Annotated in this window: 26 protein-coding genes and 1 pseudogene; 10 read left to right on the plus strand and 17 right to left on the minus strand. The window is 70.5% G+C overall.

Features of this window, described 5'->3' with window-relative positions:
• Positions 1-134 precede the first annotated feature (134 nt).
• Genes BLT28_RS11765 through BLT28_RS11775 form a run of 3 tightly spaced genes read left to right on the plus strand, consistent with a single transcriptional unit; the run spans position 135 to position 6,289 of the window.
• On the plus strand, positions 135-3,845 hold the full coding sequence (locus tag BLT28_RS11765) for a type I polyketide synthase (RefSeq protein ID WP_052407960.1): 3,711 nt from the start codon (positions 135-137) through the stop codon (positions 3,843-3,845).
• On the plus strand, positions 3,838-5,139 hold the full coding sequence (locus BLT28_RS11770; protein WP_043813471.1) for a condensation domain-containing protein: 1,302 nt from the start codon (positions 3,838-3,840) through the stop codon (positions 5,137-5,139). The genes BLT28_RS11765 and BLT28_RS11770 overlap by 8 nt, the downstream gene beginning before the upstream one ends.
• A gap of 49 nt (positions 5,140-5,188) precedes the next feature.
• Complete coding sequence (locus BLT28_RS11775) at positions 5,189-6,289, plus strand: NADH:flavin oxidoreductase/NADH oxidase (RefSeq protein ID WP_030432468.1); 1,101 nt, start codon at positions 5,189-5,191, stop codon at positions 6,287-6,289.
• Here the strand turns inward: BLT28_RS11775 and BLT28_RS11780 are convergent.
• The 6 genes and pseudogenes from BLT28_RS11780 to BLT28_RS11800 all read right to left on the minus strand — a co-directional run bounded on the left by BLT28_RS11780 (position 6,274) and on the right by BLT28_RS11800 (position 9,494).
• Positions 6,274-6,597, minus strand: a complete 324-nt coding sequence (locus BLT28_RS11780) for an ArsR/SmtB family transcription factor (RefSeq protein WP_043813468.1) — start codon at positions 6,595-6,597, stop codon at positions 6,274-6,276. The two genes, BLT28_RS11775 and BLT28_RS11780, sit on opposite strands and share 16 nt — an antisense overlap.
• Before the next feature lie 22 nt (positions 6,598-6,619).
• On the minus strand, positions 6,620-6,916 hold the full coding sequence (locus tag BLT28_RS41880) for a hypothetical protein (protein WP_156051573.1): 297 nt from the start codon (positions 6,914-6,916) through the stop codon (positions 6,620-6,622).
• 44 nt (positions 6,917-6,960) lie between these two features.
• Positions 6,961-7,203, minus strand: a pseudogene (locus BLT28_RS42840) (maltokinase N-terminal cap-like domain-containing protein); the annotation flags it as partial.
• A gap of 19 nt (positions 7,204-7,222) precedes the next feature.
• Positions 7,223-7,696, minus strand: a complete 474-nt coding sequence (locus tag BLT28_RS11790; protein WP_030432465.1) for a carboxymuconolactone decarboxylase family protein — start codon at positions 7,694-7,696, stop codon at positions 7,223-7,225.
• 53 nt (positions 7,697-7,749) lie between these two features.
• A complete protein-coding gene (locus BLT28_RS11795) occupies positions 7,750-8,082 on the minus strand; it encodes a hypothetical protein (protein WP_030432464.1) in 333 nt (110 codons plus the stop codon).
• 332 nt (positions 8,083-8,414) lie between these two features.
• Positions 8,415-9,494 (minus strand): MFS transporter, encoded by a 1,080-nt coding sequence (locus BLT28_RS11800; protein ID WP_030432463.1) that lies wholly within the window; start codon positions 9,492-9,494, stop codon positions 8,415-8,417.
• Positions 9,495-9,559: 65 nt separating this feature from the next.
• Here BLT28_RS11800 and BLT28_RS11805 point away from each other — a divergent pair, with 65 nt between their 5' ends.
• Complete coding sequence (locus tag BLT28_RS11805; RefSeq protein ID WP_030432462.1) at positions 9,560-10,324, plus strand: AraC family transcriptional regulator; 765 nt, start codon at positions 9,560-9,562, stop codon at positions 10,322-10,324.
• Here the strand turns inward: BLT28_RS11805 and BLT28_RS11810 are convergent.
• Genes BLT28_RS11810 through BLT28_RS11845 form a run of 8 tightly spaced genes read right to left on the minus strand, consistent with a single transcriptional unit; the run spans position 10,281 to position 17,503 of the window.
• Positions 10,281-11,180, minus strand: coding sequence for an NAD-dependent epimerase/dehydratase family protein (locus BLT28_RS11810; RefSeq protein WP_030432461.1), 900 nt, complete (start codon positions 11,178-11,180; stop codon positions 10,281-10,283). The two genes, BLT28_RS11805 and BLT28_RS11810, sit on opposite strands and share 44 nt — an antisense overlap.
• A gap of 14 nt (positions 11,181-11,194) precedes the next feature.
• Positions 11,195-11,869 carry an SDR family oxidoreductase gene (locus BLT28_RS11815; protein ID WP_030432460.1) on the minus strand — a complete coding sequence of 225 codons (675 nt, stop codon included), beginning with the start codon at positions 11,867-11,869 and terminating at the stop codon, positions 11,195-11,197.
• Positions 11,870-11,887: 18 nt separating this feature from the next.
• Positions 11,888-13,222, minus strand: a complete 1,335-nt coding sequence (gene rfaE2 / locus BLT28_RS11820; RefSeq protein ID WP_030432459.1) for a D-glycero-beta-D-manno-heptose 1-phosphate adenylyltransferase — start codon at positions 13,220-13,222, stop codon at positions 11,888-11,890.
• On the minus strand, positions 13,219-13,821 hold the full coding sequence (locus BLT28_RS40895; protein ID WP_030432458.1) for a D-sedoheptulose-7-phosphate isomerase: 603 nt from the start codon (positions 13,819-13,821) through the stop codon (positions 13,219-13,221). Before BLT28_RS40895 ends, rfaE2 begins: the two co-directional genes overlap by 4 nt.
• Positions 13,818-15,035 carry a glycosyltransferase gene (locus BLT28_RS11830; RefSeq protein ID WP_052407958.1) on the minus strand — a complete coding sequence of 406 codons (1,218 nt, stop codon included), beginning with the start codon at positions 15,033-15,035 and terminating at the stop codon, positions 13,818-13,820. The genes BLT28_RS40895 and BLT28_RS11830 overlap by 4 nt, the downstream gene beginning before the upstream one ends.
• A 4-nt stretch (positions 15,036-15,039) precedes the next feature.
• Positions 15,040-15,987, minus strand: coding sequence for a glycosyltransferase (locus BLT28_RS11835; protein ID WP_030432456.1), 948 nt, complete (start codon positions 15,985-15,987; stop codon positions 15,040-15,042).
• Positions 15,984-16,985, minus strand: a complete 1,002-nt coding sequence (locus BLT28_RS11840) for a glycosyltransferase family 9 protein (RefSeq protein WP_030432455.1) — start codon at positions 16,983-16,985, stop codon at positions 15,984-15,986. The genes BLT28_RS11835 and BLT28_RS11840 overlap by 4 nt, the downstream gene beginning before the upstream one ends.
• A complete protein-coding gene (locus BLT28_RS11845) occupies positions 16,982-17,503 on the minus strand; it encodes a D-glycero-alpha-D-manno-heptose-1,7-bisphosphate 7-phosphatase (protein ID WP_030432454.1) in 522 nt (173 codons plus the stop codon). Before BLT28_RS11845 ends, BLT28_RS11840 begins: the two co-directional genes overlap by 4 nt.
• Before the next feature lie 100 nt (positions 17,504-17,603).
• On the opposite strand from BLT28_RS11845, the gene BLT28_RS11850 reads away from it, so the two are divergent.
• The 4 genes from BLT28_RS11850 to BLT28_RS11860 are packed head-to-tail and all read left to right on the plus strand — an operon-like array spanning position 17,604 to position 20,590.
• Complete coding sequence (locus BLT28_RS11850; protein ID WP_197684017.1) at positions 17,604-18,548, plus strand: glycosyltransferase family 9 protein; 945 nt, start codon at positions 17,604-17,606, stop codon at positions 18,546-18,548.
• The gene (locus BLT28_RS11855) at positions 18,538-18,936 is read left to right on the plus strand and encodes a ChaB family protein (RefSeq protein ID WP_030432452.1); all 399 of its coding nucleotides are present in this window, start codon (positions 18,538-18,540) and stop codon (positions 18,934-18,936) included. Before BLT28_RS11850 ends, BLT28_RS11855 begins: the two co-directional genes overlap by 11 nt.
• Positions 18,933-19,091, plus strand: coding sequence for a DUF6480 family protein (locus tag BLT28_RS40045; RefSeq protein ID WP_156051571.1), 159 nt, complete (start codon positions 18,933-18,935; stop codon positions 19,089-19,091). The genes BLT28_RS11855 and BLT28_RS40045 overlap by 4 nt, the downstream gene beginning before the upstream one ends.
• 8 nt (positions 19,092-19,099) lie before the next feature.
• A complete protein-coding gene (locus BLT28_RS11860; protein WP_030432451.1) occupies positions 19,100-20,590 on the plus strand; it encodes an FAD-dependent oxidoreductase in 1,491 nt (496 codons plus the stop codon).
• Here BLT28_RS11860 and BLT28_RS11865 read toward each other — a convergent pair.
• Complete coding sequence (locus BLT28_RS11865) at positions 20,577-21,746, minus strand: beta-1,3-glucanase family protein (RefSeq protein WP_030432450.1); 1,170 nt, start codon at positions 21,744-21,746, stop codon at positions 20,577-20,579. The two genes, BLT28_RS11860 and BLT28_RS11865, sit on opposite strands and share 14 nt — an antisense overlap.
• Positions 21,747-21,861: 115 nt before the next feature.
• Positions 21,862-23,208: an FAD-dependent oxidoreductase gene (locus tag BLT28_RS11870; protein ID WP_197684018.1), complete on the minus strand. Its 1,347-nt coding sequence runs from the start codon at positions 23,206-23,208 to the stop codon at positions 21,862-21,864.
• Between the two features lie 402 nt (positions 23,209-23,610).
• Between BLT28_RS11870 and BLT28_RS11875 the strand changes: the two genes are divergently transcribed.
• Complete coding sequence (locus BLT28_RS11875) at positions 23,611-24,186, plus strand: DUF4142 domain-containing protein (protein WP_030432448.1); 576 nt, start codon at positions 23,611-23,613, stop codon at positions 24,184-24,186.
• A 176-nt stretch (positions 24,187-24,362) separates the two neighbouring features.
• On the opposite strand, the gene BLT28_RS11880 is transcribed toward BLT28_RS11875, so the two are convergent.
• Complete coding sequence (locus tag BLT28_RS11880; protein ID WP_052407956.1) at positions 24,363-24,779, minus strand: RNA polymerase-binding protein RbpA; 417 nt, start codon at positions 24,777-24,779, stop codon at positions 24,363-24,365.
• Positions 24,780-25,237: 458 nt separating this feature from the next.
• On the opposite strand from BLT28_RS11880, the gene BLT28_RS11885 reads away from it, so the two are divergent.
• Positions 25,238-26,611 carry a hypothetical protein gene (locus BLT28_RS11885; RefSeq protein ID WP_030432446.1) on the plus strand — a complete coding sequence of 458 codons (1,374 nt, stop codon included), beginning with the start codon at positions 25,238-25,240 and terminating at the stop codon, positions 26,609-26,611.
• Positions 26,612-26,652: the final 41 nt, after the last annotated feature.

Consider the following 26,652-nt stretch of genomic DNA (forward strand, 5'->3'; position numbering starts at 1 on the left):
ATGACACATCGGCGCTACCGTTTCGTCACGGAAGCCGCGCGAGTGCCGCACCCGAATTCGCGAAGAACATTTGCGAATCGGGTCGCAGAGCACCCCGTCCCCAGTCCACCCACCCCAGAACGGATCACGTGAGCATGGCGCACGCGCACGAGCCGATCGCGGTCGTCGGCATGGCCTGCCGGTTCCCCGGCGGGATCACCACCCCCGAGTCCTACTGGAGCGCCCTGCTGACCGGCGAGCCGGTGCGCTCCGGCCGGGCGGGCGAGGGCCTGCTGCTCGACGACGTCGACGGTTTCGACGCGGCGTTCTTCGGGCTCACCCCGACCGAGGCCGCGGCGATGGACCCGCAGCACCGGCTGTTCCTGGAGGTCGCGTGGGAGGCCCTGGAGCGCGCGGGCCAGGCGCCCGACCGGCTCGCGGGCAGCAACACCGCCGTCTACCTCGGCCTGATCAGCCCCGACTACCTGCACCGGCAGTTCCAGGCCGACCCCGCCCGGCTGAGCCCGTACGCGTTCACCGGCAACATGCTGAGCATGGCGCCGGGGCGGCTGTCCTACCTGCTCGACCTGCGCGGCCCGGCGCTGGCCGTGGAGTCGGCGTGCTCCTCGTCGCTGCTCGCGGTGCACCAGGCGGTGCGGCAGCTGCGCGGTGGCGAGTCCGACCTCGCGCTGGCGGGTGGCGCGAACCTCGTGTTGCTGCCGGAGCTGACCACCGTGCTCGACAACATGGGCGCGCTGTCCTCCGACGGCCGCAGCCGAACGTTCGAGGCGGACGCGGACGGGTACGGCCGCGCCGAGGGCTGCGGAATGGTCGTGCTCAAGCGGCTGTCCGACGCCGAGGCCGCCGGGGACACCGTGCTCGCGGTGATCCGGGGCAGCGCGGTCAACCAGGACGGGCGCTCCAACGGGATCACCGTGCCGAGCGGCCGCGCCCAGGCCGAGGTGATCACGGCGGCGCTCGCGGACGCGTGCCTGGCGCCCGAAGACGTCGGCTACGTCGAGTGCCACGGCACCGGGACCGCGGTCGGCGATCCGATCGAGGTGGCGGCGGTGGACTCGGTGCTCGGCGGTGGTTCGCTCCGGCTGGGCTCGGCGAAGGCCGTCATCGGCCACGCGGAGGCGGCGGCCGGTGTCGCCGGGCTGATCAAGGCTGTGCTGTGCGTGCGGCACGGTGTCATCCCCGGCCAGCCCGTTCGCGAGCTCAACCCGGCCTTGGCGGCGGTCGGCGCGGAGATCTCACTGTCCACTGTGGAGTGGCAGGGCCGGCGGGTCGCGGGCGTGAGCGCGTTCGGCTTCAGCGGCACCAACGTGCACGTCTTGGTGGAGGCTCCGGCGTGCGATGCTGTTCCTGCACGCCGGAGCCGACCGGATGCGGCTGTCCCGCAAGACAGTGTGCAGCCGCCCACTCCCCCGGCTCCGGTTCCTGTTGCGCCTGCAAGCGTTCTGACTGTGTCTGCGAGCACCGAGTCCGCGCTGCGGGCGCTCGCCGGGCGCTACGCGGACTACCTGCGCAGTCCTTCCGCGGCGCCGCTGGCCGACGTGTGCCACACCGCGAACACGGGCCGGGCGCGGTTGGCGTGGCGCACCGCTGTTACCGCGTCCGATGCCTCGGAAATGGCTTTGTTGCTGGACGAAGTCGCTTCGGGAGGCGGCTCGGTTCGCCGGGTTCCGCGCGATGCGGCCCCGTCTGTGGCCTTCCTGTACTCCGGCCAGGGAACGGCCTCGGTGGGCATGGGGCGCGAGCTCTTCGAGACGCAGCCGGTCTACCGCGAGGCCATCGAGGAGATCGACGCCGCGGCCGGTGGCTCGGTGCTTCCCCTGCTCTACCCGGCGAGCACCGATGGCGACGGCGCGCCGATCACCGACACGGCGGTGGCCCAGCCCGCGGTGTTCGCCGTGCAGGCCGCGCTGACCCGCTTGTGGCTCTCCTTCGGCGTCACTCCGGCGGCCGTGGCCGGGCACAGCCTCGGCGAGTACGCCGCCGCTTGCGCTGCCGGTGCGATGAGCTGGCGCGAGGGACTGCGGTTGTGCGTGGAGCGCGGCAGGCTGATGGCCGCGCTACCCGCCGACGAGGGCGCGATGCTCGCGGTGTTCGCCACTCCCGAGGAGATCGGGCACCTGATCGGCCGCGTCGAGGTGGCCGCCTACAACGGGCCCGCCGAGGTCGTGCTCTCCGGACCCGTCGACGCGATCACCGAGCTGGCTTCGGTGTTGGGCCGCTTGGGGATCACGTCGCGTCGGCTGCCCGTGTCGCACGCGTTCCACTCGCGGCTGCTCGATCCCGTGCTGGACCGCTTCGAGGCGGTGGCCGAGCAGGTCGCGATCACCAACCCGGTGCTGCCCTTCGCCGGCAACCTCACCGGTGCCATCGCCGAGCCCGGCGAGCTGCCCGATTCCCACCGCTGGCGGCGGCACATGCGCGAGCCGGTGCGCTACTGGGACGGCGTGCGGGCGCTGTTGGACATCGGCGTCACGTGCTTCGTGGAGATCGGCGCGGACAGCACGCTCACGGACCTCGGCCAGCGCGGCGCGCCGGACTCCGCCACATGGCTCTCATCGTTGAAGCGCAAGCAGAACGACACCCGCCAGCTGCTGAGCAGCCTCGGCTCGTTGCACGCCTTGGGCGTCGCCGTCTCCGCTCCTGGGGAAGGCCGGACGTGCGCGCTGCCGACGTATCCCTTCGAGCGTCGCAAGCTGTGGCTCGACGGCCTGCACCGCGCCGCGCGCCCGTATCGCGAGAGCGCGGGCTTGTTGGGACGCAAGGTTCCCTCACCACTGCCGCAAACGCAGTACGAGACTGTGCTCGCACCGGAGGATGTCGCCGACAGTGCGGGTCTCGTGCACGTGGGCGTCTACGCGGAACTCGCCTTGGCGGCATCGGGTAGCTCTCGCTTGGTGGACTTGGAGATCCGCGAAGCCCTGGTCGTTGACGAGGAGCGGACGGTGCACACGATCGTCGACGGCTCCGCGGTCCGCGTGTACTCGCAGGCCGGCGACTGGTGCGAGCACGCACGCGCCTCCGCCGCTGCGGGAGCGCCGCTGGACGGGCAGCTCGATCTGGCCGAGATCGACGGCGACTCGCGCCAGGGTTCGGAGTTCTACGTGGCGATGCGGGAGGAGCGCGGCCTCGACCTCGGTCCGAGCGTCGCGTTGATCGACAGGCTCTGGCACGTGTCCGACCGCGTCGTCCTCGCCCGGCTTTCCGCCGGGCCCGACCCGTCCGCGGCGACCGGCTTCGAGAGCGGCGTGCTCGACGCGTGCATGCAGCTGTTCAACGCGATGGTGCCCGCCGACGAGGGCCTGATGTTGTTCATGCGCTTGGGTTCCCTCGACGTCGCGCGTGCCGGTTCCGGTCAGCTGTGGGCGCGTGCGGAGATCACCGACAAGGACTCCGCCGGGCTGCGCGGCCGGGTGGAGGTGTTCGCGGCTGACGGCCGTCTGGTGGGGCGCGCCGAGGACGTGGAGATGCGGCGCACGCGTCCCGAAGTGCTCGCGGTGCTCGGGCGTGAAGTCACTGGTGGCGCGGTGTTCGACGGCGTGCGGGGGCTGTCGGCCGAGGCCGCGCGCGCTCGGCTGCTCCCGGAGGTGTGGTCGTCGCTGACCCGCGTGGTCGGCGTGACCAGCAACGACCTCGGTGAGGAGGAGCCGCTGACCACGGTCGGCGTCGACTCGATCATGGCGACGCAGCTGCGCAACGCGATCTCCTCCCGGTTCGGGGTCTCCCTGGCGTTGCGCCAGGTGCTCGACGGTGCGAGCGTGGCGACCCTGGTGAGCGACCTGGCGCACGCCCTGACCGCGGACGGACATCGAGTGGACGACGACACCATGCAGGCCGGGCGTGTCTGACCTCGCAGCGGTCGGCGAGCTGGTCGACGCCGGTGTGGAGCTGTGGACCGAGGAGGGCGAACTGTGCTTCCTCGCGCCGCCCGGGGTCTTCACCGACTCAGCCCGCGCGGTTCTGCGCGCCGCGCGGGCTGAGCTGATCTCCCTGTTGCAAGGCGGAAAACGGCTCGCCCCGGCGTTGCTGATCGAACGCGGACGCGTCGACGATCGCTTCGCAGAAGCACTGTCCGGGGTCCGCACGGTGTCCTTCGCGTTGAGTGGCCCGCCTGACCGCGCAGCGCTCGAAGCCGCGCTGAACGAGCTGGTCGCGCGACACGAGGTCCTGCGCACGGCCTATCTCCGGCTGCGCGGTTTCGCGCGCTTGATCCATCCGCCGTGCCCGGTCCCGCTCGGGCTGGGCTCTCAGCCGCCACGCCCGCACGCGAGCCGTCCGCCGTTGCTGACCGCCGCGCTCTCGGATGACCACGTGCTCACGCTGACGGTGCACGGAACTGCGGTCGACGGCATGTCGTTGGCGCTGTTGATGGAGGAGCTGGGGCCGCTCTACAGGGGCGAGTCACTTCCCGATCCGCCGTCCGCGCAGCACCAGGTCCGCCGTGAGCGCGCCTATCTCGCCAGCCCGGAAGCGCAGGCGGCGCAACGCTACTGGCGCCGGCGCCTGGGCGACTCGGTTGGGCTGCCGGTGCTGTCCTCGCCCGGTGCGCCGGAGACCGTTCCCATCGTCGTGCCACCCGCGCTGGCGCGCACGGTCCGCGCTCGCGCGGCTGCCGCCGGGACGACCCCGTTCACCGTGCTGCTCGCCGCCTTCGGGCAGGTGTTGTCCGAGGCCACAGGTGCTTCGGACATGACCGTCGCTGTGCCGGTCGCGCATCGGTGGCACCCCGATGACGAGGTGACCGTGAGCGGCGCGCGGGACCTGTTGCTGCTGCGTTTGCAGCTGGGTTCCGGTGATCCCGTGGACGTCGTGCACCGGGAACGGATCAACGCGATGGAGCACGGCCGACTGCCGTTCGAGGCCTTGCCCGCCGATGTCGCTCCGCCGCGGGCACCCGGGCGGCATCCCGTGTTCGGCATCCAGTTCGCCTTGCAGGGCTTCGGTTCGCGGCTCACGCCCGACCTGGTGGGAGCGCGTTTGCTGGACCTGCCCTCGGCTCCGTTGGGGCCGGGCATGGACTGCGGGCTGATGTTGTGGGACTCCGACGACGGCTACGCCGGGGAACTGTCCTGCGACGGTGCCGTCGTCTCCGGCCTGAGCGGAGTGCGCGGGCGATACCTGGAAGTGCTTGCTGGCGCCTGAGACCCCCCTTGTTCTACTGTACGAGAACTATCGAACAAAGGGGATTGCCGTGCCGACGTTGTTCGACCCGTTCCCGCTCAAGGGCGTGACCCTGCGGAACCGGATCATGGTCTCGCCGATGTGCCAGTACTCGGCGGTCGACGGTGTGGTGGACGACTGGCACCGCGCGCACGTGGCCGGGCTGGCCAGGGGCGGCGCGGGCCTGGTCACCGTGGAGGCCACCGCGGTCTCGCCGGAGGGCCGGATCTCGCCCGGGTGCCTGGGCCTGTGGAACGACGCGCAGGCCGACGCCCTCGCGCCGGTGGTCGGCGAGATCAAGGCCGCGGGCGCCGTCGCCGGTATCCAGCTCGCCCACGCCGGGCGCAAGGCCAGCGCCAACCGCCCGTGGGAGGGCGACGACCACATCCCCGACGACGACCCGCGCGGCTGGCCGACGCTGTCCCCGTCCGCCATCGCGTTCGGTGGCGGCCTCGGCAAGGTGCCCAGGGAGATGACCGTCGAGGACATCGCCCGGGTGCGCGCCGACTTCGTCTCCTCCGCCGAGCGGGCCCGCGACCTCGGCTTCGAGTGGCTGAACCTGCACTTCGCCCACGGCTACCTCGGGCAGAGCTTCCTGTCCCGGCACGCCAACCGGCGCACCGACGACTACGGCGGCAGCCGGGAGAACCGGGCCCGCTTCCTGGTGGAGACCCTGCGCGCGGTGCGGGCCGTCTGGCCGGAGGACCGGCCGCTCACCGCTCGCGTCGGCGTGATCGAGTTCGACGGCCACGACGAGGAGACGCTGGTCGACGCCATCGAGACCGTTCGCGACCTGAAGGCCGACGGCCTCGACCTCGTCGACGTCAGCATGGGATTCTCCACTGTGGACGCGGAGATCCCGTGGGGCCCGGCGCTGCTGGCCCCCTACGCGGAGCGCGTGCGGAAGGAGGCCGAGCTGCCCACCGCGACCAGCTGGCGGATCAGGACTCCCCGCCAGGCCAACGATCTCATCGCCAACGGGCAGGTCGACCTCGTCGCGATCGGCACCGCCCTGCTCGCCGACCCGCACTGGCCGTACCGCGCCGCGCGCGAGCTCGGTGTCGAGGCTCCGGCCGCGACGACCCTGCCCCCGCAGTACGCGCACTGGCTGGCGCGCTACGACGCGTCCTGATCCGTTGTGCCGATGGCGCCGAGGACCGCGTCGAGCAGTCCCGGGAACCGCTCGTCGAGGTCCTCGCGCCGCAGGGAGTTGATCAGGTGCACGCCCTCGCCCCTGCTGTGCACCAGCCCCGCTTCGCGCAGCACCTTGAAGTGGTGCGACATGCTCGACTTCGGCCGGTCGTAGGTGACCTCGGCGCAGGTGGCCGCGCCGAGCCTGGCCAGGTCCCTGACGATCTCCAGCCGCACCGGGTCGCTCAGCGCGTGGAACACCCGCTCCGGAGTGATCTCCGAAGTGGCCGGGCAGCTGTGCGACCTCATGCGCACAACCCTAACACCGCCGTTATCGTCGCTGGCGCAACACAATCGCGAGGTGACCGCTGAACGCCGGCGCCTCTGGGCCGTCCGGGTGCCACGTGCCCACGAGCACGCCGACCGCGTCCGCCGCGGGCTCCGGCGCAGGAGCGGTCAGCACACGCGACAGCTCCACCCGCACCGCCTCCGCCGTCGGCACCAGCGCCTCACCGCGCGCTTCGGCCGAATAGCCGATCCGACCGCTCGGCTCGGCAGAACCGTTGGTACGAACGAGGTCCAGCACCCGCTCACGCCACAACGGATCGGCTTCCCGTCGTAGATCCACCGCGTCCCCAGCACGCTGTGCTCCGCCGTCACGATCAGCGCCTCCGGCGCCGCCCCGGCCAAGGGCTCGCCCCGGTAGGTCATCGGGATCTGGTACAGCTCCGCCCCGTCCGTGACGAGGTGCGTTTCGATGCCCACCTCGCCCGCCGGGTCTTCGAAGCGGAAGAACCCGACGGGCGACAACTCGGGCACACCAGTCCCCCGGTACCACCGTTGCCGTGCCACCCATCGCGGGAGGAACTCGCGGAAGTGCGGCGTCAACGTCGTCCCCACATGGACCTTCGCCACGACGGGAAACCCTGTCCGCTCAGCCGAACTGGCCGACCTCGTAGCCCCCGGCGGGCTGCTGCACCAGGACGTTCACCCGGTTGAAGGCGTTGATCAGCGCGATCAGCGACACCAGCGCCGCCATCTGGTCCTCGTCGTAGTGCTTGGCCGCGTTCGCCCACACCTCGTCCGAGACGCCCCCGGCCGCGTCCGCGATCCGCGTCCCCTGTTCGGCCAGCTCCAGCGCCGCGCGCTCCGCCTCGGTGAACACCGTGGCCTCGCGCCAGGTCGCGATCAGGTTGAGCCGCACCGAGGTCTCCCCCGCGTGCGTCGCTTCCTTGGTGTGCATGTCCGTGCAGAACCCGCACCCGTTGATCTGGCTGGCCCTGATCTTCACCAGCTCCTGCGTGGCCGCGGGCAGCCCCGAGTCCGTGATCGCCTTGCCCGAAGCGACGATGTGCTTCAGGAACTTCCCCGCGACCGCGTTGCCGAAGAGGTTCAAGCGAGCGTTCATTGGTGCACTCCCTGCCATCCGTTTGGGTGGGTACACCTCTAAGACGGGACAGCTCATGACGATGTGACAGCCCCGCAAGTGACGTGGGTCTCCCCGCGCGGTCGCTCAGAACGGCGCCCCCTGCCGATGTGCGCGGGAAGGTAGCCGTAGCCGGGGAGGTAGGCCGAGTCGTCGTTCGTCCCGAGCAGACTCGTCACCGGCATCGTGAGATACAGGCCCACCCCACCCAACGGCGCAGGGGTTTCCTTGCGCTGCAACAGATCCGCCGCCACATCCGCCCGCATCTGGTCCAACGTGCGGTGGTCCTTCGGCAGGTTGGTCTTCTCCGCCACCCGCTGCGCCCGCTGACGCGTCGAGGTGTAGTTACGGCACTCCGCCCACGCCAACAGATCCCCCGCCGCGATCGCGCGTCGGCGGCGGAGAGAGGCCGGAGTTGATCGACGATCATCAACGCCTTGCCCTCGTCCACTCGGCCTGCGGCCATCGCCTCCAACACCCCCGGCCCCGCGACACGGTCCATCAACTCGACCGCAAAAGCAGCAGCAGCTTCACCTCGCGCAGCACAGGCTGCCTTGCGTTTTTCATCGGGGTCCATGCTTTCGATTTTGGTCAAGAATAATAGATGATCAGGGCCCTACGGGGTGAATTCCCAGGCGCCCGAAACGCCGAGTGGCCGCCGCTGTAGATGAGGGGTCGGGCTTCACCCGGGTGCGCAAGATCAAAGCCGCGGCTCCCGCAACGACCGAAGCACCCACCAAGCCACCCCAGGCATCACGATCAACGGCATCAAAGCAACCTGCAACGACACGGCATCCGCAATCCCCCCGACAACCGGACTGGCCAACCCCCCGACACTCACGGTCAACCCCAATGTGATCCCGCCAGCAGTCCCAACTCGTCCAGGCAAATAATCCTGCCCCAACGTCACCTGCAACGAGAACGGCACGTACAACCCCATCGAAGTCAACGCAACAAAAACGTAGAACAACCACCCGGGCACAAAGACAACCCCGGCAACCGCGACCACGCTCACCAAGTAGGACCACCGCACAACAGCCACCCGCCCCCACCGGTTCGCCAGGCGACCGCCCAGCACAGTCCCCACCGCCCCGCCGAGGTAGAGCACGAACAGCGCGACAGCACCCCCGAAACCCCCAAACCCACGTTGCTGCGCGTACAGCGCGATGAACGTGCTCAGGCCGATGAACGTGATCGACCGACAGACCACCGCCACCGACAGCCGCACGAACGAAGCCGGGTCATCAAGCCCGGAAGGAGCGACGCGACCAGCGGACCCGCGAAGACGAAGTACGGGCAAGCACAAGACGCTCCCGACGAGGGCGGGCAGCACGAGGAACGGGGAAAGCCCGAGCGCGGCGACCAAGAGCGGCGCGAGAGCGAAACCGACGTTGCCGCCGAGCGAGAACCAGCCCATCGCGGTGTGGCTCCCGCGCGACGCGATGCGGGCGAGGCGAGCGGACTCGGGGTGGTAGGCCGCGACGCCGATCCCGGACAGCGCAACGAAGAACACCGTCCACGAATACGACTGGGCGAGGCCGCTCAGAGCGATGCCGGTGCCGCCGAGCAGGGTGCTCACAGGCAGCAGCCACGGCAGGGACCAACGGTCGGTCAGCATGCCGAACAACGGCTGTGCCACGGACGACAGCAGGGACGCGGCGAGCACGATCCCGGAGACGGCGGCGTAGGTGTAGGACCGTTCGAGAACGAAGAACGGTACGAGCGCGGCGACGGCCCCCTGGTAGATGTCCACGCAGGCATGGCCGACCGCGAGCAGCATCACGGGTCTCACGAGGCAACCGAACCAAAGGCAGCGGTGGCGCGCTTTCGATAAGCTGCCAATTAATGACGCAAACCCGCCACATGCCGAAGGCGCCGACCCGAGCGCAGCAGCTGGCGTCGAGGGCGACCATCGACGCGCACCGCCACGACGACCACCAGATCATCTACGCCGCGCGCGGGGTGCTGGCGATCACGACCGACGCGGGTTCCTGGGTCGCTCCGGCGAACCGCGCGATCTGGGTGCCCGCGGGGACCGTGCACGCCCACGAGGCGCACGGCGAACTCGAACTGCACCTGATCGGCTTGCCCGCCAAGGACAATCCGCTGCGCTTGACGGAGCCGACGGTGTTGAGCGTGGGTCCGCTGCTGCGCGAGCTGATCCTCGCCTACACGCGCGCCCCGCACGACGACAGCCCGGAGCGTCGCCGGCTGCGGGCGGTTCTGCTCGACCAGCTGCGTGCTTCACCGCAGGAGCCGGTGCACCTGCCCGCGCCCACCGACCCTCGCCTGCGAGCGCTGTGCCACGTCCTCCGTGAAGATCCGGCGGACAACCGCACGCTCGCCGAGCTGGGCAAGGAGATCGGCGCGAGCGACCGCACGCTTTCTCGGCTCTGCAAGGCCGATCTCGGCATCACGTTCCCGCAGTGGCGCACTCAGCTGCGGCTGCACCACGCCCTGGTCCTGCTGGCGGACGACCTGCCGGTGACGGCGGTGGCGCACGCCTGCGGCTGGTCCTCGGCCAGCGCGTTCATCGACGTCTTCCGCCGGACCTTCAACCACACGCCTACAGCATTTCTCGCAGGGCGTCGTCGGTCGGCGTCGGCTTGATCCCGAACGCGTCCGTGGCAGCGGAGGAGTCGAGGACGAACGGCCGCTGGAACTGGTACTGCACCTCAAGCATCTCGCGCGCGGTGGGGTTGAACAGCCCGGCCAGCCGGAGCGCGAACGCGGGCATCTTCGTGAGCCGCACGGCGGGCGCACCCGCCAGCTCGGCGGTACGGGCGGCGAGGGCGCGCACGGACATCGGCGGCGCGGTGGGCACGTGCCACGCCCGTCCCCAAGCGTTCGGATCGGCGGCGACGGCGACCAGGGTCTTGGCGACATCGCCGACATAGGTCCAGCTGTGCGGCGCGTCCAGATCCGCCGGGATCGACGCGCGCCGCCCCGCCACGACCTTGGCCAGCACCAAGGCGCTGAACGGGGAGAGCGCGCCCGCACCCAGGTAGTCCGAGCCGCGCACCTCGGCCGTGCGGATGACACCGGCCTCGTGCGCGGCCAGCTGCGCGGCCCACAACGACGCCCGAACCTGGCCCTTCACCGAGTTCGGGCGCAGCGGCAGGTCCTCGGTCATCGGCACGTCGACCTGGCCGTAGCCGTAGAGGTTGCCGGTGGTGACGAGCACCGCCCCGGTCTCCTCCGCGGCGCTGACCAGCGAGGCTCCGAGCGGTGGCCAGTCGGTGGGCCAGCGGTGGTAGGCCGGGCCCGCGCAGCTGTAGAGCGCGACGGCGCCTTTCCCGTGCCGGGCGAGGTCGACGGTGGCATCCGCCGCGACCCGCTCGATCCCCGCGTGCTCGGGACCGCCGCCGCGCCTGCTGACCAGGCGGACCCGCTCGCCCTCGTCCGCGAGCAACCGCGCCGCCGCCGAACCCACCGGCCCGGCCCCGACAACCACATGTAGCGCCATGCGAGCACCGTACGTCAGGGCCAGGAGGGCTCCTCGGCGTGGGCGATCACCAGCTCCCTGATCTCACAGCCCGCGGGCTGGCGGAGGGCGTTCAGGATCGCCGCCGCGACGTTCTCCGGCGGATTGAGCTTGCTCTCGTCCGGCGGCCGGTACTTCTCGTCGCGCTCGTCGAAGAACCGCGTGCGCATCCCGCCGGGCACCACCAGGGTCACGCCGACTCGACCGGCCAGCTCCGTGGCGAGCGACCGCGTGAATCCGACGACGCCGAACTTCGACGCGCAGTAGGCGGTCGCCTCCGGCAGCGCGCGCAGACCCAGGGTCGACGCGACGGTGATCACCTTGCCGTGGCTGCGTTCCAGGTGTGGCAGTGCCGCGCGGACAACCGCGACGGTGCCGAAGAGGTTGACCTGGACCACGCGTTCCCAGTCCGATGTGGACACTCCGCTGAGCGGGCCGCAGCTGTCGATCCCCGCCGCGGTCACCACCGCGTCGAGCCCGCCCGCCTGTGCCGCTGCCTCCGTCACCGCCTCCTCGGCGGCCCTGCTGTCGCTCAGGTCGACCGGCACGAAGTCGGTGTTGTCGCTGGGCGCGGCCTTGTCCAGGACGAACGCGCGCCCGCCCGCCTCGCGCACCGCCGTCGCGACCGCGGCCCCCAGACCGGAAGCCCCTCCTGTCACCACAACTCGCACTGCTGTGTCCTTTCGTGCTCAGCCCGCCTCGGCCAGCGCCAGGGCCAGCCGGGTGGTGGAGTGTCCTGGGTGGTACGGGACCGCGACGGCGCAGCCGCCCCACTTGCTCAGCAGGGCCGCCTCCGGCAGGTCCTCGGCGCGGTAGTCGCCGCCCTTGACCCAGATGTCCGGCCTGATCATGTCCACAATGGACTCCGGGGTGTCCTCGTCGAACACCGCGACCGCGTCGACGCAGGTCAGCGACTCCAGCAGTTCGGCGCGCTCCCGCTCGGGGTTGATCGGCCGGTCCGGACCCTTGAGCCTGCGCACGGAGTCGTCGGAGTTCATGCACACGATGAGGCAGTCGCCCAACGCCCTCGCCGCGGCCAGGGTTCTGGTGTGCCCCGCGTGCAGCAGGTCGAAGCACCCGCCGGTCGCCACCACGGTGCCGCCGCGCGCCCGCACTTCCTCTGCTCTGCGAAGCGCATCGTTGCTGTCCACAACGGATACCGGGGTCGCGCCCACCGAACTCGCCCCACCATCGGCGAGGAACCGGGCCGCGGCGCTGACCGCCGAGGTGACGGCTTCCTCCGGCGTAGCACCGACGAGCAGCCTGGTGGCGACGGTGACGGCGAACCGGTCCCCCGCTCCACACGGGTCGAAGACCGGGACGCTCGGGGCGGGCACGGCCAGCGGCAGACCGCCTTGGTCGAGCACCGCTCCGGCCGACCCCAACGTCACCGCGACCGCGCGCACCGACCAGCGATCCCGCAGCCGCCGGGCGGCCCGGTGCGCGGCGGTGACGCCCGGGTCGGAGAGGTCGGCCTCGCTGGCGTTGGGTGTCACCATCGTCGCGCCCGGGATCGGCTCCGGGCCGCGCGGATGCGGGTCCCAGACAACGGGAACTCGACCGGCGACCTCGGTCAACGTCGAGCGCAACCGCCTGTCCCACAACAAGCCCCGGCCATAGTCGGAAACCAGGACGGCGTCAGCGCCGCGCACGGCCTCCAGCATCTCGTCGGTCGCGCTCGGCGCCGCCCCCGGTGCGCCTTCGTCGATGCGCGCCAGGGACTGCCCCGCGCACCGCACCCGCGTCTTCACCGAAGTCTGTGTCCGCGAAGGTCCGGCGACGACGTTCAGAGCACGAAGCTCGTCACGGAGCCGTTGTCCCGCATCGTCTTCGGCGAGTGCGGTCACGAGCGTGACGTTGGTGCCGTCCCGCGCGGCGAGCAGGGCGGCGAGCCCCGCTCCCCCTGGGCGGTAGTTGCGGTCGGCGAGGTCCAGCACGGGCGCGGGAGCGTCCGGGCAGATCCGGTTCACCGTCCCGACGAGGTCGACGTCGAGCAGCGTGTCACCCACGACGACAAGGTTCACGACACCCTCCGATGCGCGTCCACTTCGGACAGTGCGGCCTCGAACGCCTCGCACAGCACGTGCACGGCGACCAACTGGGCCTCCTGCACGGAACTGGTGGAGCCCGGCAGCGCAACGGCTTCGTCGGCCGCGTCGTGCAACGGGTTCGGCGCCGAGCCGGTCAGCGCCCAGACCAGCGCTCCGGCGGTGTGCCCGGCTTCCGCCGCGCGCAACAGGTTCGGGCTGCGCCCGGATGTGGACAGCAGCAGCAGCACGTCGCCGGGGCGGGCGTGCGCGGTGACCTGGCGTGCGAAGACCTGTTCGTAGCCGTAGTCGTTGCCGATCGCAGTCAGGCTCGACGTCTCCGCGTTCAGCGCGAGCGCGGAGAACGGACGCCGGTCATCCTGGAACCGGCCGACCAGCTCGGCGGTGAGGTGCTGCGCTTCGGCCGCTGAGCCACCGTTGCCCGCCACGAGCAACCGCGCACCGGCGTCGAGGCGGTTGGCGAGCACGCGCCCCCAGCGCCCCAGGGTGCTGGATTGCTTGCGCAGCGCGGACAACGTCACCGTCAGCGCGTCGATGTGGTCACGGGCGATCGGGTCGGGAAGCGTGCGGGTCATCGCATCTCACCCACCGACTGCTGCTTGGCGACGACGGGCCGTGTGCGCTCGTAGAGCCGCGCCGTCTCCGCCGCGACCCGATCCCACGAGTAGCGGCACTCGGCTCGATCACGCCCGGCCGTGCCGAACTCCGCGCGGCGGACGGGGTCGTTGATGCACGAGCGCACGGCCTGGGCCAGCGCACGGGGATCGCGAGGCGGGACGTGCTTGCCGGTCACTCCGTCCACGACGGTGTCGACCAGTCCGCCGACCGCGCTCGCGATCACCGGGACTCCGCACGCCATCGCCTCCAGCGGCACGATGCCGAACGGCTCGTACCAAGGCGCGCACACCACCGCGTCGGCCGAGCGCAGCAACGCGGGCATGTCGGCGCGGGAAACCTGGCCCAGCAGGGAAACCCGGTTCCGGACGCCGAGCCGGGTGGCGTGCGAGAGCAATCGTCCCACCTCGGGGTCGCCGGTCAGCTTCCGCTGCTCCGGGCCGCCCGCGACGATGAGCTCGGTGTCCGGCAGCATCGGCAGCGCCGAGATCGCGGTGTCCACCCCCTTGCGCGGCACCAGCCTGCCGACGGTGACGATGCGGTGCGGCAGCAGGCGTTCGGCGGCCGGGCCGGTCGGGGAGAACACGGACAGGTCCACCCCGCACGGCACCACCGAGACGCGATCCCGGGAAACGCCCATCCTGACCAGCTCGAAGACCTCGTCGCTGCAGGTCGCCGCGATCCGGTCGGCCTCACGGCAGATGAGCCGCTCGATGGAGATCCGTTCGCTCGGGCTGGTGTCGGCCGCACCCTGGTGCCTGCGTTTCACCACGCCGAGCGCGTGGAAGGTGTGCACGAACGGCACGCCGAGCTCCTTGGTGGCGAGCAGCGTCGCCAGCCCCGACATCCAGAAGTGCGAGTGCGCCACGTCCGGGCGCTCGCGCGCCCAGTGCCGCCGGAGCACGTCGGCGAACTCCCCCATGTAGGGCAGCAGATCGTCCTTGGGCACGTACTTCGCGGGCCCCGCGTCCACGTGCACGACCCGGTACCCCTGTGGTGCGCGCACCACCTCGGGCAGAGCGGGATCATCCCGGCGAGTGAAGACCGTTGTCTCGTGGCCGAGCCTGCTCATCGCCGCGGACAGCTCCGCGACGTGGAGGTTCTGGCCTCCTGCGTCGACGCCACCGAGCGCGGCCAGCGGGCTCGCGTGCTCGGAGATCATGGCAACTCTCATCTCGTCACCTCCTCACGGTGTCATGGGCGATCCGGCTCAGCAGCCGGTCCCAGTTCTCGACGAACGCGGCGAGCCCGTAGTGGGCGAGCGCGAACTTCCTCGCTCCCTGCCCGAGCCGGGCCGCCAGCTCCGGCTCGGCGAGCAGCAGCTCGACGGCGGCGGCCAGCTCGTCCACGCTCGTGGACACGAAACCGGCTTCGGCGGGCACTGCCCTCGCCGCCTCGGTGACGCCGAGAGCGACGACCGGCATGCCCAGGTGCATCGCCTCGATCAGCGACAACCCGAGCGAGGTCCAGCGCAGCGGGTGCACGTAGACGCGGCGGCGCGCCAGCTCCGCGTGCAGCTTCTCGGTGGGCAGGTCCCCGACGGGGGTGATCCGGTCACAGCCCAGCTTCTCGGCGAGCCCGTCCAGGCCCATCCCGAAGACGTCCAGCGGAGCGGCCTCGGCGAAGCGCGGCAACAGGTCCGTCCCGGTCACCCGCCACCGGCGCACCGGCTCGTTGATCACCACGCCAGCTCGGGGGAGCTCGCCGGTGTAGCGCTCCCCCGGGTCCACGACGCCGTGCTCGATCACCGTGGTCGGTGTGCTGCCGCAGTCCCACATGAGGGAGTTGAAGTGGGTGACGTGCGCGATGGTCAGGTCGTCGCGGTCGGCCAGCGGGTGGCGCCCGCCCTTGGGCGTGTTGTGCTCCACGAAGACCATCGGCACGCGCCGGCCGAGCCACCTCTCGGCCAGCTCCAGCTCCTCGGTCCGTTGCAGCACGACGACATCCACGTCGGTGTCGCGCAGCTCCTCCGGGCCGACCTCGCGGGCGGACTCCGGCCAGTCGCGGCCGAGCCGACCCGATCCGAAGGGGCCGCCTTCGGGGAGCTTCGGAAGCAGGTACTCGTGCGGGCCCTGGACGAACGACGTCATCCACCCGCCATGTACGTGCCAGACAAGGACTTTCACGCTGTCACCGCCTGGAGTTCGTCGACTGCCGCGACAACGGCATCGGGGGAAACCGAGTTCAGACAGGGATGTCCGGGGATCGGGCACTCACGGGCGCGCGTTCCACGGCACTCGGCCCACTGGTCGCCGAGCAGGCGGACCGGAACGCCGTAAGGTGCCCACCTGCTCGCGGGAACCACCGGTGAGAACAGCGACACCACCGGAGTTCCCACCGCGGCGGCCAGGTGCGCGGGTCCCGTATTGCCCACGACGACGGCTTCCGCACCTGCCAACACACCGGCGAGTTCGGCGAAGCTCGTCCTGCCACCGAGATCGACACCGTGGTCACCCGCCACCAGCGCGGTCAGCTCGCTCTCGCCGGGGCTCCCGGTCACGAGCACGTGGTGGCCCGCTTCCGCCAGTGCCACAACGGTTTCGGCACAGCGGTGCGGCGACCACGCCCGCGCGGGAACGGAAGCGCCGGGGTGCACGACGACGTAGCGGTCCGGACCTTCGTACTTGGGCGGCGCCTTCACCCGCAGCAGGCCGTCGTCACCGGGCGGAAGCGCGAAACCGGCGGCCTCAGCGACCTGCAAGGCCCGCTGCGCTTCGGGGATGTCCTCCTCTTGGCACAACCTGATGTCCAGCAACGATCCTGGAAAGTCCACAGAGGACGCCACGACGCGGGGAACCCCGGCCAGCCGGAGCAGCAGGGCCAGCGGAAGCGGTGACTGGTGGAAGGACGTGAGGATCAGCGCGACGTCGAAGCGCTGCTCGGCGATCTGGTCAACGAGGCCCTGCACGTCGGCGGGATCGACCGGTGGCGGATCGGGCACGATCCACGGGCACGCCCACTCGACGATCTCCGAGACCCCGGGCAGCAGCTCGGCCGCCTGCCTGCCCAGCGGCCCGCACAAGAGGGTGACGTCTCCACCCGTGGCCGCCGCCCGGATCGCGGGGCCTGCCAGCAGGACGTCACCGTCACTGTCCAACCGCGCCACGAGCACCCGGACGCTCATGACAGTGCGAGCCGGACGGCTTCCGGCAGGTCGGCCGCGACGGTCTCGGCGCGGTGCACCTCGTCGGGCAGCGTGACCGGAGTCGGCACCAGCACGGACCGCGTCCCGGCGCGCTCGGCCGCCAGGACATCGGCCTCGATGTCGCCGACGAACACGGTCTCCTCGGGCAGCACCCCGAGTTCGGCGCAGGCCGCCAACACCATGCCGGGCTCGGGTTTGCGGCACGCGCAGCCCTCGTCCGGCGTGTGCGGGCAGATCTGCCAGGTGTCGAACCCGCCGAAGACCTCCTCGACCCGCGCGTTCACCGCGCCGACCTCGTCCCAGGTCAGCAACCCCCGGCCGATGCCGGACTGGTTGCTGACCACGCCCACCGCGAGCCCTCCGGCGCGGGCCGCCGCGACAGCCGCGACCGCACCCGGCATCGGCCGCACCAACGACGGATTTCCGTTGTACGGCACGTCTTCCACCAGGGTGCCGTCGCGATCGAAGAGGACCGCTCTCGCGGCGACGTGTTCCATGCTCACGGTGGTTGCCTCAGTGTCCGGGGGTAAACGTATGGAGCAGAACTACTACTCTCCGTGCCCACTTCTCCCCCCTTTCGGCCGCAGAGGACATCCGATGATCATCGTGTTGCGCGCACTGAAACTCGGCGACTTCCTGGTCGCGGTCCCGGCGCTGCGTGCCCTCAAGCGGCACTGGCCGAACCGGGAACTGCACTACGCCGGCCCCGCGTGGCTCACCCCGCTGGCCGAGCTGGCCGGGTGCGTCGACGAGGTCCTGCCGACGCCCGGCCTGCAGCCTTTGCCGCCCAAGGCGTTCCGGCCGCACGTGGCGGTGAACCTGCACGGCGCCGGACCGGAGAGCAACCGCGTGCTCGACGCGCTGGAACCCGAGATCCGGATAGGACACTCCGGGCACGGCTGGGACGGCCCGCCGTGGCGCGACGATCTCCACGAGCGCGAGCGGTGGTGCGAGATGCTGATCGCACACGGCATTCCGGCCGACGCGAACGACTTCCGGCTGCAGGTGCCCCCGCTGCCCAGCCGTCACCCCGGTGCGGTGGTGATCCACCCCGGTGCCGCCTTCGGCAGCAAGCGCTGGCCGCCGGAGCGGTTCGCGCAGGTGGCGGCCGAGCTGGCCCGCGAGGGACAGGAGGTCGTGATCACCGGCGGCCCCGGGGAGGACGGGCTCGTCCGGGAGGTGCTCGCCGGCGCCGGTCACGGAGTGTGTTCGGCGGGCCGGACGAGCCTGCCGGAGCTGTGCGCGTTGATCGCCGGGGCCTCGCTGGTGATCTGCGGCGACACCGGGACCGCGCACCTCGGCTACGCGTTCGCCACTCCCTCGGTGGTGTTGTTCGGCCCGGCGCCGGTGTGGCAGTGGGGCCCGCCGCCAGGATCACCGCACATCGTGCTCACCGCGGCGGAACTGCGCCGGGGCGAGACGTTCGGCGACGAGCCCGACCCGGCCCTGCTCGCGGTGGGTGTCGAGGACGTGCTCACGGCTTGTTTGGAGCCGGGCTCCCAGGGAATCCGTCGCGTGGGAGGTGAACGTCATGCCCGGTAAGGAAGCCCTGCCCTCGACACTCAAGCGTTCATCGAAGAAGGCCCAGCGCACGTGGGTCAAGGCGCACGACTCGGCCGTGGACAGCTACGGCGAGGGCGAGCGTTCGCACCGCGTCGCGTTCTCGGCGTTGAAGCACACCCACGAGAAGGTCGGCGACCACTGGGAAGCCAAGGACCAGAAGGGGCCGTCGGACAAGCAGGCGGCGCGGCGCTCCGGTGGCCGTGGCGGCAGGACCGCGGGTGGGGTCGACGCCAACGCCACCAAGGAGCACCTCTACGCCCAGGCGAAGAAGCTCGACGTGCCCGGCCGCTCCAGGATGACCAAGGACGAGTTGGTCAAGGCCATCCAGAAGGCCAACAACCGCAAGACGGCGAAGGCCCGGTCATGAGCGAGATGCCGCCCGCGGAGAGCGGCACGTCCGGACTGTCGCACCACGAGGAACCGCCGCCCAGCCCCACCGCGCACCGCCTGTGGATCGGCCTGCTCGTCGGCGGGACCGCGGTGCTGGTGCTGCTGGTGATCCTGCAAGCCTTCTTCATCTGAGGGGTGACATGTCCGTCTCGTACTGGATATCGAGTACGACCTCCCCGTCCTACGGCACCGGCCCCGATCCGTCCGAAGTGGACGTCGTGGTGATCGGGGCCGGTATCGCCGGGATCACCACCGCCTACCTGCTCAAGCGCGCGGGCAGGCGCGTCGCGCTGGTGGAGGCGGGCGAACTGGCGGCCGGGGTCACCGGGCACACCACCGCGAAGATCACCGCCCAGCACGGGGCGATCTACGGCAAGCTCCTCTCCTCGTACTCCGCGAAGGTGGCGCAGGCCTATGCGCGCAGCCAGGAACTCGCGATGGCGTGGATCTTCGCAGAGAGCGCGAGCCTGGGCATCGAGTGCGACCTCTCCCGGCGGGTCAACTACCTCTACGCCGAGCACCGCAAGCTGAACGAGGAGGCCGAGGCAGCGGTCACCGCAGGACTCAGTGCGTCCTATGTGGACGAAGTCGGCCTCCCGTACGCGGTGGAGAGCGCGGTGCGGCTGCCCGATCAGGCGCAGTTCCACCCCCGGTCGTGGCTGCTGGGCTTGGCGCAGCACATTCCCGGTGAGGGCAGCTACATCCGCACGGGAACGCGCGCGACCGGCCTGACCGAGGGCTCGCCGAACGTCGTCGAGACGACGGCGGGTGAGATCCGCGCGGAACACGTGGTCGTCGCGACGCACTACCCGATCTTCGACCGCGGGCTGTTCTTCGCGCGCCTGCAACCCAAGCGCGACCTCGTGGTGGCCTCGGTGATCGACGAGGGCACCGGGCCGAGCGGCATGTACCTCGCCGAGGACACCGGCCACTCCGTCCGCACCACGCCCCACGGCGACGGCAAGGACCTGCTGATCATCGGCGGTGAAGGGCACCTCGTGGACCAGGGAGCCCCTGTGGCGGAACGGTTCCGGCGCCTCGCGGCGTGGGCGGGGACCCGCTTCGGTGTCGGCGAGCCGGACTACCGGTGGATGGCGCACGACCTGACCACACCGGACTCGCTGCCCTACATCGGCCGCTTCCACCCCGGCACGCGCACCGTCTGGGTCGCGACGGGCTTCGCGCACTGGGGGATGAGCAACGGCACGCTCGCGGGACTGCTCCTGCACGACCTGATCACCGGCGTGGAGAACCCGTACGAGCACCTCTACGACCCGCTCCGGCTCAACCTCAAGCAGTCGGTGCCGAAGCTCGTCGCGGCCAACGCCCACGTGGCCGCCCGGTTCGTGGGCGACCACGTGTCGGCGGTGGCGCACAGCGTGGTGGACGGCCTCGCTCCCGGCGAGGCCAAGGTCACCACGGAGGGAGCGCACCCGGTCGCGGCCTACCGGTCCGAGGACGGCGAGCTGCACAAGGTGTCCGCTCGCTGCACCCATCTCGGCTGTCTCGTCGCGTTCAACGACGGGGACCGGACGTGGGACTGCCCGTGCCACGGTTCGCGCTTCGGACTCGACGGCTCCGTGCTGCAGGGCCCCGCGGTGCGCCCCCTCCGGCAGATCAGAACGGAGTGAGGACCACCCTGGCGGAGCGCGGGTTCCCGTCGTGGACCAGCGACTCGAAGTGGCCCACGTCGTCGAAGGCGAAGCCGTAGGCCTTGCCGTCCACCATGTTCGCGTGGATGATCTTCGAGTAGTGGTCGGTGATCGCGCGGGTGTAGAACTCCGCCGGGTTCACCGTGGGCTGGGTGTGCAGGAAGCCCAGCGTCGAGCGGTGCAGCGCCGCGCACAGGGTTCGTGCGATGGCGCCGATGTCGTTGTTCGGCGCCGCCAGCCTGCCGTCGCAGCCGAAGATGTCCCGGGAGCTGGGCTGCTGGAAGGACGCCACCCGCGCCCCGGCGGTGTTGGTGAAGTGCATGACTCCGCCACCGTCGGTGCGGCCGATGAACTTCTTGCCCGGCTCGTTCTCGTACGGCACCACCGTGAGGTCGGTGGTGCGGTAGGTGTTCCAGGCGCTCTGCGTGTAGCTGTCGAAGTAGGTGCCGCCGAAGATGCCCGACTCGATGCCCAGCCGCGGGGCCAGCGCTCGCACGCGGGTGCCGTCGGGGCGGGTGTGGACCAGCCTGCCCCAGTCCCCGCCCTGGTTCCGCAGACCGTCGAAGATCCTGTTGCGGCCGTTGCCGACCAGCTCACCGGTCTTCTTCACCTGGCCGGTGCTCGCGGTGACCTCCACCGCGTGCGGCACGCTGAACATGTCCACCTGCGAGGAGTTCAGCCACAGCCCGCCGTTGTTGTAGGTGAACTCGCTCCAGTCGAAGAGGATGTTCCGGTTGGGGTCGCTGGGGTTCCACGGCGCGGGCTGCACCAGGCCGTCCGGGGTGAGGAAGAACTTCAGCTTCTCCCCGAAGGACATGTACAGCCGGCCGCCCGCGAGGTTGATCGGGATGTTCAGCGTCCTCGACCCGCCCTGGCCCGGGCCGGCGATGGACACGTCCGGCGCGGGCACGGGCGGGTTCCCGCCGCCGGACCACGGCGTGAAGGCACCGGCGGCGTTCACGTGGCCGAGGCGGCCGTTGTAGACGCCCAGGACGTACAGGTGGACCTGGTCGGCGCGGCCGGAGTTGTTGGTGACGGTCAGCGGCAGCAGGCTCGGCGCGGCCTGGGCCGGAACCGCGGTCACACCGAGCAGAACCGCGGTCGCCGCCAGCCACGAGAGCAGTCTCGTTCGCAAGGGTCACTCCTCGTTGAGTGCAGGGTCGGGCAACGAGGCGGCAGCTCCCGCGAACCCGGCGCGAGAGCGCTCTCATCGTGACCGCGCAGCGACCCTCTGTCAACGCCGGGGAAGCTCACAAACCGGCCCTGCGACGTTCGTCGGTGGTCAGCGGCGGCTCGGCCAGCGGCGGGTCGATCGGCCCGCGCAGCACGTCTAGCAGCACTCCTGGCGCCATCAACGACGCCATCGGCTTGGCGAGCATGTACGTGGCGGTCATCGCGTCGTACACGCGCGGCCGACTGACGGCGGTCAGGCCCATCCGATCGGAGTAGGCCCGACGCAGCCGGTCGAGCGGACCGGGCTGCACCCCGCGGACGTTCGGGAAGTGCATGTCCATGCCGGTGGCCATCCCCCACGGGCCCGCGCCGATCCGGAAGATCGCCCGCTGCGCCTGCCGGGTGGAGCCGCCGTCGGCGAGCACCGCGCGCAGCACGAACGCGCAGTGCGCGGAGATGGACATGCCGTGCCCGTAGACGGGGTTGAACGCCGAAACCGAGTCCCCCAGTGCGACAAGGCCTTCCGGCAGGTCCAGCTCGTCGTAGCGGTGCCGCTGGTTCGACGTCGTCCGCGTCCCGTGGACCCCGGTGAGCGGTTCGGCACGCGCGATCAGCTCACCCAGGATCGGGTGGCGAATCCGGTTCATCGCGAAGTCCGTGTAACCGTCCACAGTGGCCGGTGGCTCGCCGCCGCGGGTCCCGGCGAGCGTGACGATCCAGCGCCCGTTCTCCATCGGCAGCAGCACGCCGCCGCGCCCCGGCTCCGGAATCCGGGAGTTGGCCTGCACGTTCACCACGGGGAAGCGGGTCCGCGCCGCCTCCGGGGCCAGGAACACCCTCGTGGCGTACGCGAGCCCGGAGTCGATGACCTCCGTGCGCACCTTCCCGACGCCCAGTTCGGCGAGCCACTTCGGCGTACGACTCCCCCTCCCGGCGGTGTCGACGACGAGATCGGCCTCCAGGACGCCGTCCGGGCCGCGCACGCCCCGGACCCGCTTCGCGTCGCCGATCAGTTCGACCGCCGGGCTCTCGGCGCGGATCTGCACGCGCGGGTCCCGCGACACCATGTCGCGCAGGACCCAGTCCAGCAGGGCGCGCGAGGACGAGAGCAGGAACTGCGACCCGGCCCGCCGCGGCATCCACCCCACGACCATCGTGACGAGATCCCCCGGAGCGTTGACCCGGTGCGCGCCCTCCGCGAGCATCCGGTTCAGGAAGCCGGGCACCAGGGAGTCGACGACCCGCGCTCCACCGGAGACCAGCAGGTGCGCGTGCCTGGCCTGCGGCACGCCCCTGCGGACCTCCGCGCCCGTGGGCAGCTTGTCGCGCTCCAGCAGAACCACCTCGTCGAACCGGTGCCGCAACGCGGCCGCCGTCACCATTCCCGCCAGCCCGCCACCGATCACCACAACCCGCGTACCCACGCCTCCGATCTTGCCGCAACTGCGCCGCCCCCGGGGGAAGTCCTTCCCCAAAGGGCGGATCAGCGCAGTGCCTCCACCACCTGGACAGCGGGCTCAGGCGAGCCGTCGTGGCGTTCCCGCCCCGCACCGTCCACTGTGGACCTGGAGCGGCGGGCTACTCATCCGGTTCGCGCCCGATCCGACCAAGGGGTGCCTGCTCGACCCGCACCTCGGGACGTCCCGGAACTGGCCCGGCGATCCATTTGCGTGATCCTGGCCGGGACCCCGACAGAACTCGATGAGGTGAGGCGTATCCCGTCTGGCAGAACGGATGCGCCCGAAGTCGAACGGCCGGGCCCGTGATCCTCGGCCGCGTGCGTGCGTCCGCGCAAACCGGAAGACCAACCACAACAGGGAACAACCATGATGCCACTGCGCCTTGTAACGGCGGCCGGGCTGGCCTACGCGCTGCTCATGATCGGAAGCTCCACCGCTGAGGCGACGAGGCCGCCCTCCGCCGGCCTCACCACGTCGGCCGAGGCCCGGCAGGCGGCCGACACCCGGCAGGGCAACAGGACCGACGAGTCGTTCCTGCAGAAGACGCACCAGGCCAGTCTCTTCGGCATCGCGAAGGGGGTGATGGCCGTGGACAAGGGCCGCTGCCCGGCCGTGCGCCGCCTCGGCGGCGACATCGGGCGCAACCGCAACCAGCTGGACCACAAGATCCGCCAGCTCGCGCTGCGGGCGCGGGTGGCACTTCCCAGCGGCCCGGACCCCGAGCAGGAGGCGGTCGTCGGAGGTCTCGCGATGAAGTCGGGCGACGGCTTCGACCGCGCCTGGCTCCAAGCGCAGGCCAGCACCCACCGGCAGGTGCTGGAACTGGCCCGCCAGGAGCTCCTGCACGGTCAGTCGGCCGAGGCGAAGCGGCTGGCGCGGGACATCAGCCTCACCGTCCGGAAACACCTGGAGCAGGTGCGCCAGGCGCTGCGCGTCTGCTGACCCCGCGACCCCGGCTTCGGGGCCGCGGCCACTCCTCGACAGAGCTCGGTGGGGACCTCGTCCTGTCCTCACCGGGCTCTCCTTCGCTCTGCTGCCTCAGCAGGTAGCGGGTCAGTGCCGGGGCACGTCGGCCGGGTGGTCAACGAACCCGCCGGTCCTGCCGCACCCCGGCAACGTCACCTTCCACCGCGGCGGTGCTGCAGCGGTGCGCGCCGGGTCGGCGGGAGCTCCTCGGCGGTGCCGTTGCGCAGCAGGAGCAGACGCTCCTCGACCAGCTCCTCCAGCCTGGCGGCGGAGCGGCGCTCGCAGAGCATGTCCCAGTGCGTGTGAGTGCGCTCGGGCTTGCGCTTGACCGGTCCCGGCCGAGCGGGATCGATCAGCGTCCCCTCCACTCCGTGCTGTCGGCACTGCCACTCGCCGGGGACGACCGTGCCCTCGGCGGCGAACAGGACCTCGAACTCATGCGTTCCCTTCGCGTTCCAGCGACCGGGGCAGAGGTACCTGGCGATCTGACGCTTGACCAGGTCGTGGTCCCGATCCGGCTCGTAGCTCACCGAACCGCCGACCTGACAACCGCGCAACCGAGCTCTCACTTCGCTGTTCCTCCACTTCGTTACGGGCACCTGGGGTGGGGTGGGGGACGCGAACGGCGCCGTGTGCTGGGCGGGCTCCGCTCGCGTCCCCCGGCATGCCGGTCGCGCCCGGCGGGCGGGACACGGTGGCGCGGGACCGGCGTGGTCTCACTGTCAGAACATGAGAACTCCTCTCTATTTGCGACGCGACGCAACGCTGTCGGGGGGCAACGGGTCGAACGCTTCGTCGCGACTTCCCCGGAGCCGGTGTTTCGCCGGCCCCGCAGCTCAACATGCGTTCCCGCGATAGTTTCGGAACCCGAACGTCTCGCGGGTCGACGCTCAATTACAGGAAACCCCTGCTCAAGGACTTTCACCAGAGCTAATAACGGTTGAACGGTTGAACCAGGGTTGAAAACTGGGCCGTTCAGGTGGACCTGAACTGGTCAAGACGACGTTTTCACGACACGATGTGCATCATGTCCAGAACGGGGATATCGAACAGCAAGCTGTCCTGCCTGATCCGAGATGCCGGGAGTTCCAACGCCGGACTCGCGCGAAGGATCAACGAACTCGGCAGGCTACGCGGGCTGACCTTGCAATACGACAAGACAGCAGTGAGCCATTGGCTCAAGGGGACGCAGCCCCGGATACCCATCCGATACCTCATAGTCGAGGCGTTGAGCCAGAAATTGGGGCGTCCCGTCACCCTCCTGGAGGCCGGCCTCGCCGACCCCCAGGAACCTTTGTGCCTGGCGCGCAGCCTTGCTTATCCCTCGGACGTGAGCAATACCGTCAGCACGTTGACCGAACTCGGCTTAGGGTTAGAGGATATGAACCGTCGTACACTGTTGCAGCTCGCACCTTTCGTGGCCTCCGCGATGGTCGCGCCTCAGCGGGGATGGATGATCTCCGCCTTGGAGGACAGCGCACAGCGACTTGCCGACGCCGGCGTCAAGGACACGATCGTGGGATTGCGATCGATGATCGGCATCTTCGACGAGCTGGACAATCGCTATGGCGGCGGTTATGCGCGGGGTGCCACGATCCACTACCTCACGGCCGAGGTCCTGCCGATGCTGGAGAAGTCGCACCCCGGTCCGGTGCGCGCGCAGCTGTTCGTCTCCGCGGCGAAGCTGGCCGCGATGACCGGCTGGATGTGCTACGACGACGGGCACTACGGACTGGCCCAGCGCTACATGGTCCAGGCGCTGCGCCTGTGCGAGGAGGGGAAGGACCTGGTGCTGGGCGGGCAGATCCTGGCGGGCCTGTCCCATCTGGCGACGACGATGGGCAATCCCGACGAGGGGGTCCAGCTGGCTCGTGTCGGGCTGGCGAGCACAACCAACTCGGGAAGCCCGCTCGGTTTGATGCGGCTGCACATCATGCGGGCGAGGGCGCACGCCGCTCTCGGTGAACAACGCGAAACCGCAGCGGCGATCAGCAAGGCGGAGAACGCGTTGGATCGCAGCAAGGGACCGGAGCAGGAATCCGAGTGGGTGCGCTACCTCAATCAGGCCTATCTGTCCGCCGAAATGGCCTTCTGCTTCCGCGATCTGGGCGACTCCGTCAATGCCGGACGCTTCGCCTCGTCGTCGGCGCAACGGAACGGCAAACTCGGCCGCAGGCACGCCATCAGCCAATCCGTCCTCGCGTGCGCGCAGCTGCAGCAGGGCGAGCTCGACCTGGCACTGGCAACGGCCTCGGACGCCGTCAGGCGACTTGAGACGATCAAGAGCGATCGCAGCAGGCAAGCACTTCGCGTCTTTTCACGACGTCTGGACCCGTACCAGAAGGAAGCTTCGGTTCGCCAGTTCCGCCATGAGTACAGAATGCTTCTGGGCGCCAGCTGAAACAGATCACGCGCTCGACCTCCGGATCGGCAAGGCAAGTA

It is taken from the genome of Allokutzneria albata (genome assembly GCF_900103775.1).
Taxonomy (GTDB): Bacteria; Actinomycetota; Actinomycetes; order Mycobacteriales; family Pseudonocardiaceae; genus Allokutzneria; species Allokutzneria albata.

Coding starts and splice junctions, on each gene's coding strand:
- BLT28_RS11885 (WP_030432446.1), top strand. CDS start 25,238: ATGTCCAGAACGGGGATATCGAACAGCAAGCTGTCCTGCCTGATCCGA.
- BLT28_RS11855 (WP_030432452.1), top strand. CDS start 18,538: ATGCCCGGTAAGGAAGCCCTGCCCTCGACACTCAAGCGTTCATCGAAG.
- BLT28_RS11810 (WP_030432461.1), bottom strand. CDS start 11,180: ATGGCGCTACATGTGGTTGTCGGGGCCGGGCCGGTGGGTTCGGCGGCG.
- BLT28_RS11805 (WP_030432462.1), top strand. CDS start 9,560: ATGACGCAAACCCGCCACATGCCGAAGGCGCCGACCCGAGCGCAGCAG.
- BLT28_RS40045 (WP_156051571.1), top strand. CDS start 18,933: ATGAGCGAGATGCCGCCCGCGGAGAGCGGCACGTCCGGACTGTCGCAC.
- BLT28_RS11780 (WP_043813468.1), bottom strand. CDS start 6,597: ATGAGGTCGCACAGCTGCCCGGCCACTTCGGAGATCACTCCGGAGCGG.
- BLT28_RS11845 (WP_030432454.1), bottom strand. CDS start 17,503: ATGGAACACGTCGCCGCGAGAGCGGTCCTCTTCGATCGCGACGGCACC.
- BLT28_RS11860 (WP_030432451.1), top strand. CDS start 19,100: ATGTCCGTCTCGTACTGGATATCGAGTACGACCTCCCCGTCCTACGGC.
- BLT28_RS11830 (WP_052407958.1), bottom strand. CDS start 15,035: ATGAGAGTTGCCATGATCTCCGAGCACGCGAGCCCGCTGGCCGCGCTC.
- BLT28_RS11840 (WP_030432455.1), bottom strand. CDS start 16,985: ATGAGCGTCCGGGTGCTCGTGGCGCGGTTGGACAGTGACGGTGACGTC.
- BLT28_RS40895 (WP_030432458.1), bottom strand. CDS start 13,821: ATGACCCGCACGCTTCCCGACCCGATCGCCCGTGACCACATCGACGCG.
- BLT28_RS11875 (WP_030432448.1), top strand. CDS start 23,611: ATGATGCCACTGCGCCTTGTAACGGCGGCCGGGCTGGCCTACGCGCTG.
- BLT28_RS11800 (WP_030432463.1), bottom strand. CDS start 9,494: ATGCTGCTCGCGGTCGGCCATGCCTGCGTGGACATCTACCAGGGGGCC.
- BLT28_RS11850 (WP_197684017.1), top strand. CDS start 17,604: ATGATCATCGTGTTGCGCGCACTGAAACTCGGCGACTTCCTGGTCGCG.
- BLT28_RS11765 (WP_052407960.1), top strand. CDS start 135: ATGGCGCACGCGCACGAGCCGATCGCGGTCGTCGGCATGGCCTGCCGG.
- BLT28_RS11790 (WP_030432465.1), bottom strand. CDS start 7,696: ATGAACGCTCGCTTGAACCTCTTCGGCAACGCGGTCGCGGGGAAGTTC.